Origin of the sequence: Shewanella sp. SW1, assembly GCF_025653545.1 — a bacterium.
GTDB classification, from domain to species: Bacteria; Pseudomonadota; Gammaproteobacteria; order Enterobacterales; family Shewanellaceae; genus Shewanella; species Shewanella oncorhynchi.
Window position 1 is genome coordinate 90,483 of sequence record NZ_JAKKSG010000004.1, and the last position, 22,255, is coordinate 112,737.

The 22,255-nt window shown below is 47.4% G+C and carries 12 protein-coding genes and 1 pseudogene; 6 read left to right on the plus strand and 7 right to left on the minus strand.

The window, feature by feature from the left end:
• Positions 1 to 30 precede the first annotated feature (30 nt).
• Positions 31 to 3,234 (plus strand): mechanosensitive ion channel domain-containing protein, encoded by a 3,204-nt coding sequence (locus L5M71_RS05050; RefSeq protein WP_105253001.1) that lies wholly within the window; start codon positions 31 to 33, stop codon positions 3,232 to 3,234.
• A gap of 14 nt (positions 3,235 to 3,248) precedes the next feature.
• Positions 3,249 to 3,971, plus strand: coding sequence for a glycerophosphodiester phosphodiesterase (locus L5M71_RS05055; RefSeq protein ID WP_263206446.1), 723 nt, complete (start codon positions 3,249 to 3,251; stop codon positions 3,969 to 3,971).
• Positions 3,972 to 3,991: 20 nt separating this feature from the next.
• On the opposite strand, the gene L5M71_RS05060 is transcribed toward L5M71_RS05055, so the two are convergent.
• Positions 3,992 to 4,327, minus strand: coding sequence for a DUF3392 domain-containing protein (locus tag L5M71_RS05060; RefSeq protein WP_113939153.1), 336 nt, complete (start codon positions 4,325 to 4,327; stop codon positions 3,992 to 3,994).
• A gap of 92 nt (positions 4,328 to 4,419) precedes the next feature.
• On the opposite strand from L5M71_RS05060, the gene L5M71_RS05065 reads away from it, so the two are divergent.
• Positions 4,420 to 5,355, plus strand: coding sequence for a D-2-hydroxyacid dehydrogenase (locus tag L5M71_RS05065; RefSeq protein WP_263206448.1), 936 nt, complete (start codon positions 4,420 to 4,422; stop codon positions 5,353 to 5,355).
• Between the two features lie 86 nt (positions 5,356 to 5,441).
• On the opposite strand, the pseudogene L5M71_RS05070 reads toward L5M71_RS05065, so the two are convergent.
• Positions 5,442 to 7,016, minus strand: a pseudogene (locus L5M71_RS05070) (PAS domain-containing methyl-accepting chemotaxis protein).
• 262 nt (positions 7,017 to 7,278) lie between these two features.
• Here L5M71_RS05070 and L5M71_RS05075 point away from each other — a divergent pair.
• Positions 7,279 to 7,470 (plus strand): bacterioferritin-associated ferredoxin, encoded by a 192-nt coding sequence (locus L5M71_RS05075; protein WP_006080031.1) that lies wholly within the window; start codon positions 7,279 to 7,281, stop codon positions 7,468 to 7,470.
• 276 nt (positions 7,471 to 7,746) lie between these two features.
• Here the strand turns inward: L5M71_RS05075 and L5M71_RS05080 are convergent, their stop codons facing one another.
• Both L5M71_RS05080 and L5M71_RS05085 read right to left on the minus strand, forming a co-directional pair.
• Positions 7,747 to 8,403 carry a thiopurine S-methyltransferase gene (locus L5M71_RS05080; RefSeq protein WP_263206451.1) on the minus strand — a complete coding sequence of 219 codons (657 nt, stop codon included), beginning with the start codon at positions 8,401 to 8,403 and terminating at the stop codon, positions 7,747 to 7,749.
• A 102-nt stretch (positions 8,404 to 8,505) separates the two neighbouring features.
• On the minus strand, positions 8,506 to 8,847 hold the full coding sequence (locus tag L5M71_RS05085) for a hypothetical protein (RefSeq protein ID WP_105250285.1): 342 nt from the start codon (positions 8,845 to 8,847) through the stop codon (positions 8,506 to 8,508).
• A gap of 249 nt (positions 8,848 to 9,096) precedes the next feature.
• Here L5M71_RS05085 and L5M71_RS05090 point away from each other — a divergent pair, with 249 nt between their 5' ends.
• The gene (locus L5M71_RS05090; RefSeq protein WP_173247579.1) at positions 9,097 to 10,905 is read left to right on the plus strand and encodes a protein kinase domain-containing protein; all 1,809 of its coding nucleotides are present in this window, start codon (positions 9,097 to 9,099) and stop codon (positions 10,903 to 10,905) included.
• Between the two features lie 20 nt (positions 10,906 to 10,925).
• Here the strand turns inward: L5M71_RS05090 and L5M71_RS05095 are convergent, their stop codons facing one another.
• The 3 genes from L5M71_RS05095 to L5M71_RS05105 all read right to left on the minus strand — a co-directional run bounded on the left by L5M71_RS05095 (position 10,926) and on the right by L5M71_RS05105 (position 18,789).
• Positions 10,926 to 13,334 carry a zinc-dependent metalloprotease gene (locus L5M71_RS05095; RefSeq protein ID WP_263206453.1) on the minus strand — a complete coding sequence of 803 codons (2,409 nt, stop codon included), beginning with the start codon at positions 13,332 to 13,334 and terminating at the stop codon, positions 10,926 to 10,928.
• Positions 13,335 to 13,462: 128 nt separating this feature from the next.
• On the minus strand, positions 13,463 to 17,179 hold the full coding sequence (locus tag L5M71_RS05100) for a response regulator (RefSeq protein ID WP_173496262.1): 3,717 nt from the start codon (positions 17,177 to 17,179) through the stop codon (positions 13,463 to 13,465).
• Positions 17,180 to 17,394: 215 nt separating this feature from the next.
• Positions 17,395 to 18,789: a PhoH family protein gene (locus L5M71_RS05105; protein ID WP_105250289.1), complete on the minus strand. Its 1,395-nt coding sequence runs from the start codon at positions 18,787 to 18,789 to the stop codon at positions 17,395 to 17,397.
• Between the two features lie 406 nt (positions 18,790 to 19,195).
• Here L5M71_RS05105 and rapA point away from each other — a divergent pair, with 406 nt between their 5' ends.
• Positions 19,196 to 22,102, plus strand: coding sequence for an RNA polymerase-associated protein RapA (gene rapA / locus L5M71_RS05110; RefSeq protein WP_263206456.1), 2,907 nt, complete (start codon positions 19,196 to 19,198; stop codon positions 22,100 to 22,102).
• Positions 22,103 to 22,255 lie beyond the last annotated feature (153 nt).

Consider the following 22,255-nt stretch of genomic DNA (forward strand, 5'->3'; position numbering starts at 1 on the left):
GTCTTTCGCCCCTAAATGTCTTTAGCCTATATGCCACGTATTTTATTGTTCATTATTGCTTTTTTCACATTTTCCGCACTTGCCAATTCGCCTTTGCAGTTGGACAAACGTCTTGGCATGAACAAGCAAGATCAGCAACAAAATCTCAGCATTGACGAACAAATTAACGAACTAAAAATTAACATAGAAAAACTCGCCGCCAATGCAGCCAGTTTCCAACAAGCGCAGATTGATTTTGAGCAACATAAGAAGCGCACTAACCAAGCGCTGAAAGACGCCTATAAACCTTTATCACTAGAAAAAGGTACTGACCTCAGCCAGCAGGCTTCCATGGCCTATATTCGCTTGTCTGAACTTAAAGAAAGCGAATCCACCCTTGGCCGACAAGTTAACGATTTATTACTACGTCACAATGACTTACCTACCGTTATCGCCAGCGCGAGGCAAACTGTCGCCCAAAACAAAAAAGCAGAACTCGCCCCGCTAGATACCCCTACGGGAGAGTTACAGCAAACTCAACGACTCTTCTTTGAACAAAGCCTTGCCACCGATGAAGCAGAACTTGCCAGCAGCCAAAAACGCATTGAACTGACGCAATTACAATTACAGCTAGTCCGCCAACAACTGGTGCAGCAAGAAGCCTTGATCGAAACCATCAACAAGGCAATCAATAAACAACGTCAGCAACAAACGGATGCCACCCTAGCCAAAAACTTAGTTAATACCGAAAAAGTCATCGATCCTATCACCCGTAATATTGCCGACACTAACCAGATTTACGGCCAAAAGCTGCAAACGTTAACTTTGCAGATCAATAATGTGGTCGAACAGCAAGAACAGGCAGAAACACAATATCAATCCCAAGCCAAACAACTGGCAAATATCCAAGAGCAGATCACTTGGGTCAAAATGAACTCCGCCTTTGGTGAGCGCTTTTTGCAGATGTTGCAATCACTGCCTAAACCACCGAATCACGAAAAACTGCAAACGCTGATCGCCGATGCGCGCTTAGACAGATACCATTTAGAGCAGCAACAAGCCCTCAATGAGCAAGAATTAGAACAACCCGGCTTATACAATGAGCAGCAGATTAAACTCTTACACTCGCAACAGAGTTTGATCTCGCAATTGATGCAAAGCTATGACCAATACTTAAGTGAATTAGGCAAGCTGAAGGTCAATTACCAACAACTGAGTCAACAGAATCTCACCCTAAAAAATACCCTTAACGAACATTTATTCTGGGTGCCTAACGCTGCAAGTATCAGTAAGTTATGGCTTACGGATCTTGAGCGCAGCACGGTTTGGCTTGTGCAACAAGCACAGTGGGATGAACTGGGAAAAGCCTGGGATGAACAAAACGATTATTGGTCTTGGTGGATCATATTGCTGGTACTGTGTTTAGTCGTACAAGACTTGATCACGCCTAAATTCAATCGCTTGCTAAATCATTACACCACTTATGTGGGCAATGTGACCCAAGATAAATTCATTTACACTCTCAAAGCGCTCGCCTGCAGTATCAGCTATGCGTTGATAAAACCTTTCCCAGTGATCATGGCGGGATTGATTTTCTATCATTCCGATCGCAATTTTGTGCAAGCAGTGGGTATGGGCATACTGGCGATTGGTTTAGTGTATCTCTTATATCGCTTTATCTTTATTCTGACACTCGACAAAGGCGTACTCGTGGGCCATTTCAAACGCCCCTCAAAACTCATCCAAGCGGGACAATCACGGCTCAGACACTTTGTGCTGATTGCTAGCCCATTATTGGGTCTGATGGGCTTTACCGAAGTGCTCGACACATCACTGGTGCGTAATAGCATAGGCCGCGGCGCATTCATTATTTTCTGTATCGTTTTATTCTTGTTATACAAAGATATTTTAATCCTGAGCCGTAAAAACTCAGATGCAAAAAAAGACGGTAAAAACAAAAAACTCATTCAGAAAATGCTCTGGACCTTGCTGATTTCTGTGCCGCTTTTAAGCGCAGTGTTAGCCTTTAGGGGTTACTACTTCACCGCTTTCCAAATGCTGTTACAACTGCAATTATCTATCGTGCTGGGTCTGGGTTTCTTGCTCTTATACCAATTGATCAAACGGTGGATGTTAATCGAACGCCGCCGTATCGCCTTCGATCGCGCTAAGGCAAAACGTGCCGAACGCTTAGCACAAAGGGAAAAAGGCGAAACGCATCACCCTTCCGTCGATGGACTCGATACCTACGAAGAACCCGTGGTCGATCTCGAAACCATTTCGAGCCAATCCCTTGGCCTAGTGCGTTCACTCTTGTTATTGGCCTTTTTAGCCAGTTTGATTGGTCTGTGGACTCAAACCCATACGGCGCTGTTTTCCTTCCTCGATGGCATTACGCTGTGGACTACCAATACCAGTGTAAATGGCTTAGAGCAACAATTGCCCATTACCATGAAATCACTGATGTTTGGGCTGATAGTGGTGGGTTTCTCGTTAATGATTGCCACCAATTTACCCGGCCTACTTGAGCTAATGATCCTGCAAAGGCTTGATCTCTCGCCCGGAACGGGTTTTGCGATCACAACCGTCAGTCGTTATCTGGTGGTTTTCCTCGGACTATTAATCGGCTTCTCTAATCTCGGGATGGAATGGTCTAAGTTGCAATGGCTGATTGCCGCACTGTCGCTCGGTTTAGGTTTTGGTTTACAAGAAATTTTCGCCAACTTTATCTCAGGTTTGATCATTTTGTTTGAGAAACCCGTGCGGATTGGCGACACGGTGACAATTCGTGACTTAACAGGGACAGTCAGTAAAATCCAAATTCGGGCGACCACCATTATTGATTGGGATAGAAAGGAAATTATCATCCCGAACAAGGCCTTTATCACAGAGCAACTGATCAACTGGTCCTTGTCAGATCCTATTACTCGGGTCATTGTTTATGTGTCGGTGGCGCGGGATTCAGACCCTGCCAAAGTTGAAGCGACCCTGTATCAAGCGGTGCAAGAGTGTGAAGATGCACTTGCCAGCCCAGAACCTGAAGTCTGGTTTGCCGGCTTTGGTAAACATACCCAAGATTATGAAGTGCGCGCCTATGCGAAAGATATGTCGGCACGCTGGCCACTGCGCCATGATTTACATAAACGAGTGACTAAAAAACTCAAAGAAAACAATCTCGAACTCGCCTACCCGCAGATGGAAATCCATATTAAGAATGGTCAAAATCGCGAGCAACAAGGCATTATTAGAAGCTAATAGGATCGTAGACCATGCTTATTTTTGCTCACCGCGGCGCCAGCGGTTATCAGGCCGAAAATACCTTAGCCGCCATGGCTAAAGCGTTAGAATTGGGTGCGCAAGCCGTCGAACTCGATGTACATAATGTCGAAGGTGAGTTAGTCGTGTTTCACGACAGACGACTCGATAATAAAAGCTCGGGCACAGGCGTCATTCACTTAGTGAGCAAGGACTATCTAGCAAGCATCAATGTGAAAGGTGAATCCATTCCGACGCTATGGCAAGTACTTGAGCTGATTGCGGGGCGCTGCATAGTCAATATAGAGTTAAAAGGCATTAATACCGTCACGCCGTTAATCGACTTATACCCAAAGGCTATGAGTCAGCTTGGTTTTAATAAGGAGCAGTTACTGATCTCTTCTTTTAATCACCCCTATCTGTATGAACTTAAACAGGCGTTGCCGGATGCTTTAGTCGCACCACTGCTTGCCAGTATTCCACTCGAAGGGGCTGCCGTGGTAAGCGAACTGAATGCCTATTCATTACATTTAGATGTGAGTTTTATCAGCCAAGCGCTAGTAGACGACGCCCATAACCGAGGTGCCAAGGTTTATGTTTATACTGTCGATCATATTGATGATATTCATGCGCTTAAGCAGATAGGTGTCGATGGCGTGTTCAGCAATTACCCCGATCGCGCCATGCAAGCCTTAACCCAAAAGGCAATGGCCAATTACTCTGGCTACTTTGAGTAACGGCCAAAATAATAACGCTATTAAGCTTGGCTATTTCGCTGAGCCCAATAACCGATAAAAATAAACATGGCCACAATTAACAGAAACATCCAATGGGATGGCATAGCCACTATGTGTCTTGCCACCCAAGGCGTGGCTTTCACGATCAATAGGCCATAGCCAAAGGCATTCACAATAATAAAAACAAATGTCCGCAGCACAAAAGAATGCCCCAACAAATGACGCCTTAAGATACGATTTACATCCGCTGAAAAAACCAAAATAAGACATACCACCATAGCGGTAGCAATATCGAAGGCCCAAGGGCGAAGCATATTACCTAACTGGGCAATAATGGCGACTAATTGATCAAACATAGACTTAACCTAAAAAGATGCAGCGCAATCCATCAGAGTGGCCGCGACAGCGTATTGAAAAATAACAATAACCAAGCATAAAGGGAGACGCCATGGGGCACAAGTTACTCTTGCTAACAAAGGCAAATCAACAGTATCGCGACTTGATTGAGGCGCAGAAACTCCCTGATTTAGAGATACTCGATGATAATCCAGCGGGCATAATTGAAGCGGATATTTGGTTAGCCGAACCTAAACTCGCCGCGCCCCTATTACCCCATGCTAAAAATCTGCAATGGTTACAATCAAGCTTTGCAGGCATAGATGCTCTGATGAGTCCAAGGGGCAGAAAAGACTATCAACTTACCAATATTAAAGGCATTTTCGGCCCGTTGATGAGCGAGTATCTATTCGGCTATTTACTCGCGCATGTCCGCGGCCATCGTTTTTATCGCCAGCAACAAGGACAAAAACAGTGGCTGATTCAACCCCAGCACCGCCACTCAAGTTTACAGGGCATGCGATTGCTCTTGCTTGGCACAGGGTCAATAGCCCAGCATTTAGCGAAAACTGCAAAACACTTTGGCATGCATGTTACTGGTATCAATAGCAGCGGTAATACCGTAGAAGGTTTTGATGCCATAGAAGCGATGGCCAATTTAGGCCAAGTGTTAACACAGGCCGATGTGGTTGCAAATCTACTGCCAAGCACTCCCGCAACGTACAATCTTCTCAATGCTGACATGTTAGCTATGTTAAAAACTGATGCAGTGCTGTTTAATGTTGGCCGCGGTGATGCACTCGATCTCGATGTGCTAAATACCCAGCTGATCGCTAATCCTAGTCAGCAAGCGATCCTCGATGTATTTGCTCAGGAACCTTTGCCCAATAGCCATCCTATTTGGGAACGGGAAAATGTCGTGATCACGCCGCATATTTCGGCGCCAAGCCATCCTGCACAAATCGTCGATATCTTTAGCCAAAACTATCGCCGCTACATCATGGGTGAGCCACTGCAGAATCGAGTCGACTTTAGTAAAGGTTATTAGATCAAAGATAAGAAATTGAGTTAGAAATCAGTAAAAGAAAAGGCAATAGTCAGACTATTGCCTTTTTTATCTTAAATTTTAGTCAGTTAAATCCTAAAGCTGCGCTTTAAGAATTGCTCGACTAATACCGAGTGAGAATCCATCTCGCGAGTCACTTCGTCATTCAAGCCGACCATTTCACTGCCGAGTTGATGGCTAGAATGGGTAAATTGCGACACATTCACCACGCTGCGATTCATCTCATTTGCCACACTCGATTGCTCTTCAACCGCGCTGGCAATATGGTGCGTCATATCGGTAATGGTCGAAATGGCCTCACGAATCGTACGTAATGCCGTACCCGCTAAATCCGCCGTTGAAATACATTCGGAAGCGGCAACCACTCCTTGCTGCATACTGATAACAGCTTTATTCGTCCCCTGCTGCAACAGATTAATCATACTGTGGATTTCTTTGGTGGCATCGTGAGTACGTTGTGCCAGTGCCCGCACTTCGTCAGCAACGACAGCGAAGCCACGACCTTGCTCACCCGCTCGAGCCGCTTCAATTGCCGCATTCAATGCCAGTAAATTCGTCTGACCCGCAATACTCTGAATCACATCGAGCACTGTGCCAATATCTTTACTGTGGGCTTCTAACTCAGTAATCACTTTTGACGTTTGTTGCAGTTGCTCCGCCATAGCTTGAATCGAGCGAATAGTGCTCGACACCGTTTTATCACCATTGATGGTTTCAGCGGATGCCATTTGCGTGGCACTCGCCGCATCGGCACAATTGGAGGACATATCGCCTAATGTGGCGGTCATTTCCTGCATCGCTGTAGCAACTTGTTCTATTTCAGATAGTTGAGCCTAACTGGTACTCTGGATTTGTTTGCCCTTGGCGGCAGATATTTTGGCCTGTTCTGACACGTTATAACAGGAATCCGATGCACGCCCAAGAATCGACTTAAGCTCTGAATTCTGCATTTGCAGTGCTAAATCAATCGCGCCAAGATCGTCACAGTTACCACTATAGATATGAGCCATCAGCGGATTATCGTAGATATGCTTTGCCTTAGCCACTATCGCGTAATAGCGACTCAGCACCAGATTGCCGCCCACCAGCAATACTAGGACACTTATCGCTAGGGCAATAAAGCCCATTAAGCCAATTTGCAGAGCAAGGTAAAGCATAGGCAGCATGGCAAGTAGTGCTAGTAACAGCAATTTAACTGGCATATCCAAGGTACGTTTTAACGCACTGACGCTGCCCTTTTTGTTCAACTCTGCATAGGCTATTTCTGCACGCTTAACCTGATCGCGTGTGGGTTTAGTGCGTACAGATTGAAACTCGACGACTTTGCCATTAACTGAAATCGGTGAGACATAGGCATCGACCCAATAGTGATCGCCATTGGCGCAGCGGTTTTTCACTATCCCTTTCCAAGGCTCGCCTTTTTTGATGCATCGCCACAGATCTTCAAACGCTTGCGGAGGCATATCTGGATGACGCACCATGTTGTGGGGCTTGCCTAGCATGGCATCGAGGTCGTAACCGGCAACGGTACAGAAAGATTGATTGGCGTAAGTGATATGACTTTGAGTATCCGTGGTCGACAATAAAATCCAATCCGCTGGATAATCATATTCTCGCTGTGTAACTGGTAGATTAGTTCTCATGAAACCTTATGGATCTTTGATTAGTTCTTTGATTATTCATCCCTGAGCTATCCATCCGTGAGGCATCATCACCCTGACTCTGTATTCCTAAACCTACTTCTAAAACTGCCTAGCTTTTTAGTGCTAAAACACACCTAGCATAGACGATAAAACGTGCGCCATGTAACAAAAGCGTTAAAGTATGAAAATCACCCAAAAAACATGATTGCATTTGATAAGCGTTTTCATTTAGAATTAGCGCAATTCGATTGGAGACTAATATATGTACGTTTGTCTTTGCCATGCGATCACTGATACGCAAATTAAAAACGCAGTAAGCCAGGGCGATAGCTCGCTTGCTGACGTAAAAAAGCGCTTAGGTGTTGCCGATCAATGTGGTAAATGCGCCAGAATGGCAGTGCAGATCATCCAGAATCAATTAGAGCGTGAGCCTAATTATTACGAAGTCGCATAGAGTTCATCGCAAATAGCGTGGTAAAGGGTAGCTCACTCACCAACAAACTTCCGACAAGTTAAAACCACGCTGACTCAAGCAAACTTAATCCAGCTCAAGCAAACTCAATCCAAAAAAGTCCCGCGACAACAAAGCCTTCTATCCGCCACTTCGTCTTAAATAATCTTGCCAGTTTAGACTTTAGATATGATGTTTTAATGACAAGCCCCACTGAACTCCAAGCTCGAAAGCCGCGAATAATTCAATGGGGTTACAGATCCAACTTCCGAGTCAAGCCTACTTACGTCTCAACAAATAGGCCGCTTCATTAAGCCAAGGCACGGCTTTCTTAATAAAACGTGGATTGTCGGCCAACACATCTTGCGACGCTAATACTTCAATATCAAAATCCTCACTTAGATGCTGCTCTACCCAAGTAGGGGATACCGCAAAAGGCGGGCCGATAAGGGATTCTTGCGGATAATCTAAAGTCACTAATAAACCGACACTGCCGCTAGGTAATAAGCTCGCTAACTGCTTGGCATATTGTGCACGCATACTTTCTGGCCATGCGATCAAAGCCGCGCGATCGTAAAAAGCCATCACCGCTTGGGTAATAGTCTTAGGTAGGGTGAAAATATCACCTTGATACAAGCTGATCTGTTCGGTTTGATAATGCTGGTGCTCACCCACAGTCGTTTGCGTCATCTCGAGTTGGTTATCGCTAAAAAATTGCTGTACTGCCAATTCATTCAACTCACAACCTATGACCTGATGCCCCTGTTCTGCAAGGAAACACATGTCTAGCGACTTACCACATAAGGGCACAAAAACCTTAGTATCTGCGGGTAATGCAAGCTGCTGCCAATACTTAACGAGGAAAGGATTGATGTCTTGCTGATGAAAACCTATCTGTTGCTGCTGCCACTTTTCATGCCAAAAACCGGGTTCCATGGGTTTATCTCTATTCGCTAATGTTGTCCTTACTCTAATGACATTTTAAAGTGGATGCAAAGCCTCCTGCCATTCGGCAAACTCAGCAATGTAAAGACTAACTTACTGATCTAACGTGGCTTGCACTTTACGCAGCCAAACACAGTTATCGCATTGGCATTGACGGCGTGATAAATGATGTGGGCTTAAAGATGAGTCGATAAAGTCCACGGCGATCAACAACTGCTGTTTTAACTCGGCAATCGATTTTTCGTTCACGGCCACCAGCTCGTCATTCTGGTTCATCCAGATACATTCCATGCCCTGATGACACGTTAAACATTGCTCGTCTCTATCATTAAAAAATACCGCATGCGGGCAATGGGTCACTTCCATTGACTGTAAAATACGCTTACGCGGATATTCCAAAAGTTCGATCAACAAGGCCTTATATTGGGTGGGCATACGCCCTCCTTAGCTGCACTTTGTCTGTGGGTTAATTAACAAAAATTGATTCCATCTAATGCCCCAAAGATTACCTATAGTCGCGAGGATTTAATTTGATGTAAGTCAAAGTCAGTGACGAAATGATCGTATAGGTAAGCCGCGCCTGACGCTGATCATCAATGCCATTCAAAATACTAAAATAAAGCCACCCGCTATTTGATTATCTCCCCCGCTTACTGGTTAAATGAACAAAACAAGGAGCACAATTTGCAAACACCGCAGCTGCAGCATTTTTATATTTCTGAAGAGCAATCCATTTACTTGCTCAAAGCCAATGATGCCCGTAAACATAAGGCGTGGATCCGCCTCTGTAAACAACAGCTGAGCAAATTAGGTTATACCGATATCGAATTGGTCGGCAAAGGCGCCTACGGTTTCGTGTTTGCGGGTATCAATCAAGCGGGCGATGCCCATGTGTTTAAGTTTTCACGGATTAATTTGCCGCAACACATTCAAGATCGGCTCGAAGAAGAAGCCTTTATGCTCTCCTTACTCAAGCACCCTAATGTGCCAGGGGCGATCAAATTTGAGCGAGTAGGTAAGCAGGGAATACTCGTGATGGAACGGGCAAAAGGGGAAGATCTCGACCAACTTTGCCGCCGCATGGGCGCCCTACCGACCGCTATGGTCATGAGCATCGCCCGCCAACTCGCCGATATCTTGTATTACCTGCGCACAGGCAAGCCTTTAGTGCACGGCGATATCAAACCTTCTAATCTGGTTTACGATATTGAACAACAACACTTATCGTTAATCGATTGGGGCTCTGCGGTATTTGCGCAGCGGGATGAACATAACAAACCCGTCGAAGACAATGTGATGGCGTTAATGTCGAGCGATCAACAACATACCAACGCCCGCATGGGTGATGTGTACTTTATCGGCGAAGAGCAACTCAATGGAGCACTCTCCAGCCCGCGCTTTGACGAGCAAGGAGTTGCCGCGACTCTGTATGCCCTCGCCTCTGGGCAAGCAAGCCGCTTCGGTGCACAGGTGATTTCACCCACCAGCATTGGCTTACCGATAGAATTAGCCCGTACCTTAGAAGGCATGCTCAGCACTGATCCGCAGCAGCGCAACATTGCCGGCGATTACTTTTTAAAAAGTATGCGCCACAGCCACAGACTGCATTTACCTGAACTGCCCAAAGCTGATTTACAGGGTGAAATTCCTGTATGGGTACAATCCCGCGACAAAGATGTTGAAACCGTCAGCTACAGTTCGCGTAAATCCTTTTTAAAGGAACACAACGCCCAAGATCCCATCGCTAAGATGGATGATATTCAGCTCGAAAAATATTACCGCAACTTCCTCGCTGGCATGGGCGATACCGAAAAAGGCTTTATCGCCGCAGTGGGTCGTTTAGCGCAATATCCGATCGTGGGTGGTCTGGCTATTCATTGGCAGGAAACCGGCGTGTTTATCGACTCCAATCTTGCGATTTACGATGCAAAGCAAAAAAGTGCGTTAATCATTGCAGTCAACAATATGGTGGATCTTGCACGGGGAATTAAACGTATAGGGGTGTTTAAGGCCTGCTTCTTTAACGCCAAAGACACACTGCATATCGAACGAGCTGACACCAGCGAGCCTTTTGTCGCCAGTGCCGCACTGCAGTTGCCCTTCGAAGTCGGTGACGTACCCACCTTAGAAGATAAGTCGCGGTTACATTCTTATTTTGAAGACGGTAAAGATCCCGATGAGAACCTCGAATTGCCGGTGGAGATCATGGAGGAATTAGCCCGCATCAACCAAATTCACCACACAGGCTGCATCATTTTTGAGGCGCTGCCGAATCACTTAAAAATTCACAGTTACTTGAAGCTGCTCAATCCGCGTAAACAAGCGGCGTTTCGCGCAAGTCTCGATCGCATCTTGCATCATGTCGGAAAAATCCAAGGTCACGGCGTATCGGGCTTTATGAAACTGCCCTACAAAAACACCCGCCGCTTTACTCATCTAGAGCGTAAAGCCGATCACTTTTATCCGAAAAATCCAAAAGAAATAGGCGCCTAATGGCGCCTATGTTCATCGGATTAAATCGGTGATCCCGGCGGTAAGGTTAACGGCTTAGGAATAAGCTTAACCTTAGCATCGGTCAAACCCGCAGCAAGACCCTGTTGCAACCAAGTATAGTGTGCCGCAAGACTCACATTCGCTCGATTCGACTTCGCTTTTAATTGCTTAATCACAAACTGAGCGCGATCGTTGATCGCTGCCCTCACTTCTGGTGAGGTTTGAGGATCGTGCAGCGTTGCCAGCACTTCATCAATCACCACAGCGCTCACTCGCATCCATACGCCTTCGACCAGCGCGAGCTTATCCTCTTGATACAAGGTCGCCGCAAATAACTTATCCAGTAATGTCGTCACCGATAACTGCTCGCTATCGGCCATGGATGCTTGGCTGACACGATTCAAGCGTTTAGGCATCAATAGCAAGCTCACGGTATGACGGCTAAACACTTCAGCCATACCGAGAGGATCGTTAATTGCACCTAAACCTGAGTCGAAGGATTCCCGCGTGACATGATAATTCCCCGCCTTTGGCACTAAACTGTCGAGCAAGGTTTGCGGCACAGTTAAACTCGCCGCATCGAGCGTGTTAAGTAGCGCGTCTAAGCCCGTTAACTGCAACTGCGGCGCAATATAGCTCCAGCGGCTGCCTTCACCAATAGATTGATAGTTATAGTCAGTGCCACCAATAAACTTCGCGACCGCATCGATTTGATAACGCGTCAGCAAATAAATTGGCGCAAAGGCATCGGCTAGCTCGCCCAGTGGCTCATTGGGTAACAAGGCCGCACTGGAGAATCCCGCAATCGCCTTAGTGCGAATTGTATCTAACTTACCCAGCTGGTCGATCGGATCATCACCACGATCCCACAAACTGGCATAGGCCTGACTCGCATCCTTTTGGCGAGAATCAGCCTCACCGATATAACGTAAGCCACGTTTCGCCACATCGGCCAGCAAGTCGACTTGCAGTGCTTGTTGGGTGCGAGCATCGCCTTGATCGCTATAGCCATAGGCGATAGCAAAATCATCCCAAGGACCAACACCTGTAGTGTAAGGGGCGGAAATATCAATATCATTGCCCTTTAGCTGGATTTTCGGATGGGGATAATCCATCACAGAGGCATCCTGATTAGTCGAAGCAGCAAAGTTATGATCGAGCCCTAAGGTATGGCCGACTTCATGGGCGGCCAGTTGGCGAATACGCGCGAGCGACAAGGCTGTCGCCGCTTTCTCGGCAGCCACTCTATCCTGCCAGCCTGCGGTTAAGCCTTTAGCAATCAAGTAATCCTGACGCACACGCAAGCTGCCGAGCGTGACTTGACCCTTAATGATTTCACCGGTGCGAGGATCGGTCAGCGCGGCGCCATAGGACCAACCCCGCGTTGCCCTGTGCACCCATTGGATCATGTTGTAGCGAATATCCTGCGGATCGGCATCTGCCGGTAATAACTCAACTTTAAAGCCGTTGATAAATCCGGCGCGAGTAAAAGCCGTCTCCCACCAGCGCGCGCCATCGAGCAAGGCCGAACGTATCGGCTCTGGCACACCGGGATCAAGATAATAAGTAATAGGTTTAACGACTTCGCTTGGCGCTGGGCCCGGATGCACTTTCTGTAAACGGTGGCGTAGGATAAAACGCTGCACTAAAGGCTGGTCAAAGGGCGTGGCATAATCGCGATACTCATCGGACAAATAACCGCTCATAGGATGATAAGCCCGCGGCTGGTAATCCTCATCGGGAAGCTCAACAAAAGAATAACGCATCCGCACCGACATTAAGGTGCCATCGGGTGTTACCTGTGCGACCTGCGCGCCAGCAACATCGCCTTTGAACGTCAGTTGCACATCCACATCGGCGTTTTTCTCAAAGGATTTAATCCCTTTGGGTAAGATGACAGAACGGCTCAAATCGAGCTGATAATTGCCCTGCTCTGTTTGTTGCAATACGGAAGACACGCCGTGTAAATCATTGAGCACCAGATCGTTGATCGCTACCAAATCTGGCTTGCCCTCAATCACTTTGCCTTGCCATAACACAGAATCGGCAAAGGCTTCTTCAACCGCTCTTTGCTCGGCGGCATCAGAGGTATTCGCACGATATTGAGTATTGAGTTGCTTGAGTAAAACATAGGGACCTTGGCGCTCAAACTGCACCATACGGGTCTGACCCAGTTGGCCGCGATCGAGACCAATGTCGTTTGATCCTACGCCCTGTGGCAGGCTAGTAACTAAGATAAAAGGTTGATTTAAACGATTGACCTCAAGATATAGCTCTCCCTCAGACTCCTCGTAATAGAGATTAAGAAACCCTTTCGCCTCTTGGCCCTGCTTAATGATCTTGGCGCTAGGCGCGGCTGCCGCGACCGTAACGGTGGGAAATCCTAACAGCGCTATAAATAAGGCTAAGGCTACACTTTGGGGTTTCATCTTTCCTCCTGATTCGGCTGGCTGCGTTATTTACCTTATAAGTCATTGGTATCTTTGATGACTGCTTATCTCAAGCGATTGATTTAAAGTAAATAATGCGAGGCCATCACTGGCCCCGAGCAAATAAATTAACGATTCTGATGCTGGTTCTTGTGTTTGATCCAGTGATTTAATGTTTCAAATAATTCGTTGAGCACTATGGGTTTAGTGATGTGGGCATTCATCCCCGCCGCTAAACTCTTTTCCCTGTCGCCCGACATTGCATGGGCTGTCATGGCAATGATAGGCAGTTCATCGGCACTAAAACGCTCACGCAATGCCCTTGCGGCCGTTAACCCGTCCATCACTGGCATTTGAATATCCATCAACACAGCATCAAACGGCCGCGAGTCGATAGTATCCAGCGCTACTTGACCGTTGTCGGCCAGCACCACTTCGTAGCCAGCGCTCTTAAGGAGTTCGGTGGCCACTTGCTGGTTAATAAAGTTATCCTCCACCAGCAGCACTAAACCTGTGTGCTCTCCTTCCTCAACTTGAACTTCAACCATAGGCTGAACCACATTCAATCTCGGTTCATCGGCAAAGGCGGCAATGATCTCATCGAACAGACTCGATGCCTTGAAGGGTTTTTGCAGTACGGCAAACACATTGGCGCTATCGACTTCATGCTGCAAGGGCTCTGCCGCATAGGCCGTCATCATAATAATCACCGGCCGTTTCGCTAAGCGGCCTTCGGCGACCATAGTATCTATGGCACTGACCACATCGCTACCGTCCATTTCTGGCATCATCCAGTCGAGCAATAACAGATCGATTGGTGCCCGCGACAGTTTGTAAAGCGCTTCGGCGCCGCTGGCGGCAGTATCAACGTCGAAGTGGAAATCTCGCATCAAGGTCGAATAAATTTGCAGTGCCGTCGGGTTATCGTCAACGACTAAGGTACGTAGACTATTGAGTTTTTCCGGCACGACCAAAGGTTCAATCTTAGCGGCTTCGGCAATTTCAAAACTGATGGTGAAGCTAAAGGTACTACCGACCCCAAGCTCACTCTGCACTTGCATCTTGCCGCCCATCATAGACACCAGATGCTTACTGATCGACAAACCTAAGCCCGTGCCACCGTATTTACGGGTGGTCGAACCGTCGGCTTGGGCGAAGGCATCAAACAACTTATCCTGTTGATCTTTACCTATGCCGATCCCCGTATCGCGCACCCAGAACTTCAAGGTAATCCGATGATCCCGCTCGCCGACATCTTCACAGCCGAGCTCAATCTCGCCAGATTGGGTAAATTTCACCGCATTCGATAACAGGTTAATCAGCACTTGGCCTAAACGTAGCGGATCGCCCTTAAGAATGAGTCCCGCCGTCACAGGGGCATATAAGAGTAACTCGACGCCTTGTTCTTGTGCCTTAAGCGCATTGAGATCCAGAGCGTGATCGAGCACTTTATCCAGCGGGAACGGCACCCGCTCAAGCTCCAACTTACCCGCCTCAATTTTAGAGAAATCGAGAATATCGTTGATGATCCTCAGCAGCGATTGCGCCGAGAAACCGGCTTTTTCGAGGTAATCTTTCTGCTGCGCCGTTAACGAGGTGCGCTGTGCCAACTGCAACATACCGATAATGGCATTCATCGGTGTGCGGATCTCATGGCTCATGTTGGCCAAAAATTCACTCTTGTAGAGGTTAGCGAGTTCGGCGTCTTGCTTGGCTTCGAGCAGCGCCACTTCGTTACTCTTATGGCGGGTAATATCCTTATGGGTACCAAGCATACGTTTGGGCTGACCTTCGGCGGTGAACTCCACCACACGACCACGGGATAACACCCAGTGATAGCCGCCATTTTTACCTAACATACGGAATTCAATTTCGAAAGCACCGACGGGATCAGCAAGATACTGAGCACGGTATTCCTCGACGCGAATACGATCGTCGGGGTGGGATAATTCATCAATTGTCGATACTAAAGCTGGGAATTCATTGGTTTTATAACCCAGCATAGAATAATAGGCTGGGTTACAAATGATCTGTTCAGAGTCTAAATACCAGTCCCACAGGCCATCTTCCACCGCATCCATGGCTAAGTGATAACGCTCTTCGGACAGGCGTAATTGTTCGGCGGATTCGTATTCCCGCGTCACATCACGCCACACGGCAATCAATCCCTGCAGTTCGCCGCGGCGATTGTAGAAAGGCAGCTTAAGGGTATCGAGCAACACAGGTTTGCCCGCAAGCTCGACCTTTTCTTGGTAGCGCAGCGGCGTGCGATCTTTTAAGACTTGTTCGTCTTCGGCGCGGATACGTATGCCCATTTCAGGCGAGGTCAGATCCTCAGATGATAAACCTATCATCTCGCTCTCTGTGTAACCCAGCATGCGTTCAGCCGCCTTGTTACAACCTAAATAGTTGCCTTCTTTATCTTTAAAGACAATCGCTTCAGGAATCGAGTCAAGCAGGGATCGCAGTAGCGCATATTCGCGCTCACGCCGCTCTGTGGTGTCTTTTAAGCGTTCAGTACGCCGCGCCACTAGCTTATCGAGCCGCTTATTCTGCTCAGCCAGATGGTGGGTATATTGTTTGTTTTCCTCAAAGATCCGACTGACCAGCAAGAACCAAGGTTCCCAGCCACGGGTGATTTTCTCCGGTGGTTTACGTGGCTCTTGGGAGCAGCCCTCAAGGTGCGACAGTAGTCGCGAGGCTGGACTCACAAAAGATCGACGCGTCTGCCAATGCACTATGGTCACCAACACTGACAGGGCGATAACCACTAAAATAAACGTCAGCTGCAGTTTTTCCCACGAGTCTTGGAATAGGTCGTCTTCATCCTGCAAATACAGTAAACGCCAAGGCGCGTTATGCAGTGCAACCGAGTGAATGTAATAGCCGTTGCGGATGATGCCATCGTGGGCATCGAACAATTCCGACTCAGGTAAAGAATGCAGCTCAGAGGGAATACGTTGGCTGATGTGATAGACCCGATTGATATCTGAGCTATCAAAATCGCTGTGGGATAAAATATTGTTCTGTTGGTCGAGCAAAATCACTGTACCCGGCATCTTAAAGTAAACCCGAATTTGCCGCGCTAACGAGGCAAGCGTCATGTCTAAGTTGATTGAGCCAATGAACTCATCATCCAAATAAATGGGCACACCTAAAGTGGTCAATAAGCCTTTGCCCGTGGAGTCAACATAGGCTTCACTCCAAAATACACTGCGCTGCGGATTCATTGCTGGGGTGGCGTATTGGAACTGTTTCTTGTTGAGTAATTCGTCCCTAAAACGTTGATCGTCATTCGACCAAGGGAAATAGGACATGATCCTACGTTTCGACAGGTAATAAATCGCCGAGGCTTTCGGGGCAGCTTCTTTGGCGACGGGGAATGACAGTGACAGCTCAAACAACATCTCAAGCTCTTGATAGAACTTGTCGTCGCGGCCGTCGAGGGAACCCGCACCAGTAATCCTACCCATGTTGGTAAAGGGCTCACCGCTCTGGGCGTAGCTAGGTTCTAAGGTAAAATACTGGCCGCTTTCGTTGAATTTACCGTATTGCGGTAAGCGTTCTTTACGCACGAGTTCGCCCAAACGTAAATGATCCACAGCAACGTTGCGTAAGCTTTTTACCGCTCTAATGCTCGACTCAAGTAGCAAATCGATTTGCAATACATGGCGTTGAACCTGCTCTTCACGCTGCTCCATCTGCTGTGCTTTTTGGCGGTCGAAAAACATCCATGCGGTCAACAAAGACATGACGATAACGCCGATGTACGTATAAAAAACGGCACGGTTGTAGTTCTTCTGGATCGGCGATTTTAGTTGGAGATCCGGCTCACTCGATTTCATCCACTACCCTTGATTGCAGCGCTTAATTTCAGCCTACGGCGGCAAAAACTATGAGCTCCATATAGTAGCAGGAAGGAACTGCCAATCACATAAAATAATTGTCAGATAAAGCCTACTCATACCACTGATAAGTCGATTAAAAATCTACTACTCCATAAAATTAAGGCCTCCATATCTGAGGCCTTAGTCATTACCCTAAATTAAACCGACCTGCTTTACAGATGCTCTTCGGCGTATTCCGCTAAGCGTGAACGCACCACGCCATTCAGATACACGTTGGCACTGCCTTCAAAGTCTTTAAAACGTTCGACAATATAGGTTAAACCTGAGGTAACAGCAGTTAAGTAGTTAGAGTCGATTTGGGCTAAGTTACCGCAACAAATCAATTTTGTGCCTTCGCCCATACGGGTGATCATGGTTTTGATCTGCGAAGCAGTGAGGTTTTGGCATTCATCTAATAACACTATGGAGTTTTGGATCGAACGCCCGCGCATAAAGTTTATCGACTTAAACTGAATGTTAGCCTTCTCCATGATGTAATTCATGCTGCCCGTAGGATTCACATCATTCTTATGCAGCACTTCGAGCGTGTCGGTAATCGCGGCCAGCCACGGCATCATCTTCTCCTCTTCCGTGCCGGGCAAGAAGCCGATAGATTCGGCGATTTCTGGGGTGTTACGGGTGACAATCACTTTGTCGTAGCGATTACGCTCGACCACCAGTTCCAACGCCGCAGCCATGGCGAGCAAGGTTTTACCGCAACCCGCTGGACCGGTTAAGATCACCAGATCGATATCGGGATCGAGCAGCGCCTGCAATGCCATGCCTTGATAGACGTTTTTAGGTTTAACACCCCATGCCTCGAGGTTTTTCACCCGCTCACGGCCTAAATCTAAAATATGTAAATGGGTGTCTGTTCGCTCGATAACACGACCGCAAAAATCAGACTCTGTGTCGATAAGATATTGGTTAATATAAAAATTATCATTTTCGAGGTCTTTGAGCGGTACTTCATGCACTGTATGTCTACCGTGGCGCTCGGTGGAGACCTTGTTCAAGTGCTCCCAAAAATTACCTTCGAACTGGTAAAAGCCTTTACTGAGGAAGCGGATATCATCGATCAACTGGTCAGTTCGATAATCCTCAACCAATTGAATACCTGCACCTTTGGCTTTAAGGCGCATATTGATATCTTTGGTGACTAAGACAACGGTACGGGGATGATGTAGGTTTTGTAGATGTAGCGCGGTATTGATAATGCGATTGTCGTTTCCATCTCCTGGCAGTGCGCCTAAGGTAAAATCGACAAGGTGATCAGGGAAAATTGAGAGCGAACCGACGGCATCGGCATGACCCTCTCGGCTGGGTAAAGGGACGCCATTGATAATCTGCTCAGGAGTAGTTTCACCGCCTAGGGTATCTTCCAATGCCCTGATAGCAACCCTAGCATCACGACTCACATCACTCTTTCGATCTTTAATCTGGTCCAACTCTTCTAGCACTGTCATCGGAATGACCACATCATGCTCTTTAAACGAATAGATCGCCAAAGGTTCATGTAGTAACACATTGGTATCCAGTACAAACAACTTTCTGTCGTCTTGTTCCATGGCGCCTCCAGAGTGCTTCATTAAAGTTTAAACACACTTTTGAGTCTCAATAAAAGTTACACGGCTCCTATTACTGGCTAAGCATATGGCAAAGAATGATCATAAGGTTCAAGTTGATAGCACTTTACTCGCACTTAAACCTTAAGTTGATATTGGCACCAAACTCACAAGATAACAATACAGCAACCATTGTTTACCTTACAGACTCGAAGCAGTGTATAACCGCGGATGTGACATTAGCGTGACAGTTTCATGTACTGGCATGACAATTTTGTCGCTTGTACAATTTGTAATCTAGCACTCTGGGAATTAGGCTCTAACGGGTGAGAGGGCGATTTAAATATCACGAGTATTGGTATAACATACGCGCCCTTTGTTAGAGTCCGCCTAGAAATGAGAATTTAAGATGCCGTTCGCCTTAGGTCAACGTTGGATAAGTGATACCGAGTCAGAGCTTGGTTTAGGAACTGTGGTTCAAGTAGAAGGCCGTATGGTCACTGTATTATTCCCTGCCACGGGTGAGAACCGTATGTTCTCCCGAGCAGAAGCCCCTCTGACACGCGTTATATACAATCCCGGCGATTCGGTTGAAAGCCATGAAGGCTGGAGCCTTGCGGTCAGTGAATTGACCGAGAAAGACGGGATAGTGATTTATCACGGCATTCACAGTGAGACAGGCGAGCAAGCTACACTGCGTGAAACCCTGCTGAACCACAATATTCGTTTCAACAAACCCCAAGACCGTTTATTTGCTGGCCAAATCGATCGCCTCGACCGTTTTGGTGTGCGTTATCAATGCCAAATGTTGCGCCACAAACTGGCCTCATCGGATTTGCTGGGTCTGCAAGGTCCACGCGTTGGACTTATTCCGCATCAAATGTGGATTGCCCATGAAGTCGGCCGTCGCTATGCACCGCGTGTACTGTTAGCCGATGAAGTGGGTTTAGGTAAAACCATTGAAGCAGGTCTGATTATTCACCAACAACTGCTGACCGGCCGCGCCGAACGCATTCTGATTATCGTGCCCGATACTCTGCGCCATCAGTGGTTAGTGGAAATGCTGCGCCGCTTTAATCTGCGCTTTTCGGTATTCGATGAAGACCGTTGTGTAGAAGCCTATGCCGATCACGACAATCCTTTCTACACAGAACAGTTAGTGATTTGTTCACTCGAATTACTGCGTAAGAAAAAACGTCTTGATCAAGCCCTAGATGCCGATTGGGATCTGTTAGTGGTTGACGAAGCGCACCACTTAGAATGGACCGAAGAAGCGCCAAGCCGCGCCTATCAAGTGGTTGAAGCATTAAGCGAAGTCATCCCAGGCGTTTTACTGTTAACCGCAACGCCGGATCAACTCGGCCATGAGAGTCACTTCGCCCGTTTGCGTCTGCTCGATCCGGATCGTTTCTACGATTACGATGCCTTCCTAGCCGAAGAAGACAGCTATAAAGACGTCGCCATTGCCGCCGAAGCCTTGGCTGGTAACGCTAAATTACCCGATGCCGCCATCAACAGCTTGACCGAATTGCTGGGCGAGAAAGACATCAGCCCAAGTATTCGTTTAATCCAAGCCGACGGTATTGATGCAGGAATACAACAGGCCGCCCGTAGCGAATTACTGCAAGAATTACTTGACCGTCACGGTACTGGCCGCGTGTTATACCGAAACAGCCGCGCCTCGGTAAAAGGCTTTCCAAAGCGTTTCTTTAACGCTTATCCCCACGCCATGCCAGATCAATATCAAACAGCCGCACGCGTCAGCGGCATGATGGGCGGACACAAGTCATTAGAGGCGAAAGCGGCGCAAGCCCTGAGTCCTGAAAAACTGTATCAAGAATTTGAAGATAACAGCGCCAGTTGGTGGAAGTTCGATCCCCGTGTGGATTGGTTAATCGAGTTCTTAAAATCCCACCGTAGCAAAAAAGTACTGATCATCGCCAGCCAAGCGGAAACGGCCCTGAGCTTAGAAGAAGCCCTGCGCACTCGCGAAGGGATTCAAGCGACGGTATTCCACGAAGGCATGTCGATTATCGAGCGCGATAAAGCCGGCGCTTACTTTGCTCAAGAGGAAGGCGGCGCACAGGCGCTGATCTGTTCTGAAATTGGCTCTGAAGGCCGTAACTTCCAGTTTGCCAGTCACTTAGTGCTGTTCGATCTGCCGCTAAACCCCGATCTATTGGAACAGCGAATCGGTCGTTTAGACCGTATCGGCCAGAAAAATGATATCCAAATTCACTTGCCATACCTTGAAGATACTGCCCAAGAACGTTTGATGCAGTGGTATCACCAAGGGCTGAACGCCTTTGAACTCACTTGTCCGAGTGGTCATGTGCTTTACAGTGAATTTGCCGAGGATCTATTAAACGTGCTTGTGGGTGATGACAGCGATGAGCTGACAAACCTGCTCAATCACACCCAGAGCCGTTATAAAGAACTCAAGCACGCCATGGAGCAAGGCCGCGATAAGCTGCTGGAAATCAACTCACACGGCGGCGAGAAGGCACTGGCAATCGTCAACCGCCTTGCCCAAAGTGACGGTGATACTCATTTAATCGGCTCAGTGATCCGTCTGTGGGATATTATCGGTGTTGATCAAGAAGATAAGGGTGAAAACTCGATTATTCTGCGCCCGAGTGAACACATGATGTTCCCAACTTACCCTGGCTTGCCAGAAGATGGCGTAACAGTGACCTTTGATCGTGACACAGCGTTATCACGCGATGATATTGCGCTGATCACCCAAGAGCATCCGCTGGTGCAAACGGGGCTCGATCTGATCACAGGTTCTGAAACTGGCACCACCAGCGTCGCAATTCTAAAGAATAAAGCCCTGCCAGCAGGTACCTTATTCTTAGAACTCATCTACATGGCCGATGCCTCAGCACCTAAGTCGAGCCAGTTGTACCGTTATTTACCGCCTACCCCCATTCGCGTGTTGTTGGATAAAAACGGTAACGACCTGTCGGCTAAAGTGGATTACGCCAGTTTCGATAAGCAATTAAGCGCAGTGAATCGTCACATTGGCGGCAAGTTAGTCACGGCATCTCAGCCTATTTTGCATCCGTTATTTGCTAAGGGTGAAGAATATGCTCAAGTGGTTGTCGATGAAATGGTAGCCCAAGCCAGAGATAAAATGACTCAGCAACTGAGTGCAGAGCTTGATCGTTTAGAGTCACTCAAGGCGGTGAACCCCAATATCCGTGAGGAAGAATTGGAATACCTGCGCAATCAGATGCAAGAGTTAAACACTTATCTAGATGCCAGCCAGTTACAACTCGATGCGATCCGTATGGTGCTCGTCAGCCACGTATAAACCTAAGCGGAACAGCAGGTTTCCATCAATTAGCCCAGCCTCAGCGTTGGGCTTTTTTGTGCCCTGTGGCTTTCGATTCCAAGTGGCCTCTTATTACAAGTGGCTTTTTATACTAAATGACAGGTGCAATTCTTTGGCGAGGAAAATTCACTT

What these genes read in the sequence shown, in the direction of transcription:
- L5M71_RS05095 (WP_263206453.1), bottom strand. Translation starts at nt 13,334, where the DNA reads ATGAAACCCCAAAGTGTAGCCTTAGCCTTATTTATAGCGCTGTTAGGA.
- L5M71_RS05055 (WP_263206446.1), top strand. Translation starts at nt 3,249, where the DNA reads ATGCTTATTTTTGCTCACCGCGGCGCCAGCGGTTATCAGGCCGAAAAT.
- L5M71_RS05085 (WP_105250285.1), bottom strand. Translation starts at nt 8,847, where the DNA reads ATGCCCACCCAATATAAGGCCTTGTTGATCGAACTTTTGGAATATCCG.
- L5M71_RS05065 (WP_263206448.1), top strand. Translation starts at nt 4,420, where the DNA reads ATGGGGCACAAGTTACTCTTGCTAACAAAGGCAAATCAACAGTATCGC.
- L5M71_RS05060 (WP_113939153.1), bottom strand. Translation starts at nt 4,327, where the DNA reads ATGTTTGATCAATTAGTCGCCATTATTGCCCAGTTAGGTAATATGCTT.
- L5M71_RS05105 (WP_105250289.1), bottom strand. Translation starts at nt 18,789, where the DNA reads ATGGAACAAGACGACAGAAAGTTGTTTGTACTGGATACCAATGTGTTA.
- L5M71_RS05100 (WP_173496262.1), bottom strand. Translation starts at nt 17,179, where the DNA reads ATGAAATCGAGTGAGCCGGATCTCCAACTAAAATCGCCGATCCAGAAG.
- L5M71_RS05080 (WP_263206451.1), bottom strand. Translation starts at nt 8,403, where the DNA reads ATGGAACCCGGTTTTTGGCATGAAAAGTGGCAGCAGCAACAGATAGGT.
- L5M71_RS05075 (WP_006080031.1), top strand. Translation starts at nt 7,279, where the DNA reads ATGTACGTTTGTCTTTGCCATGCGATCACTGATACGCAAATTAAAAAC.
- rapA (WP_263206456.1), top strand. Translation starts at nt 19,196, where the DNA reads ATGCCGTTCGCCTTAGGTCAACGTTGGATAAGTGATACCGAGTCAGAG.
- L5M71_RS05050 (WP_105253001.1), top strand. Translation starts at nt 31, where the DNA reads ATGCCACGTATTTTATTGTTCATTATTGCTTTTTTCACATTTTCCGCA.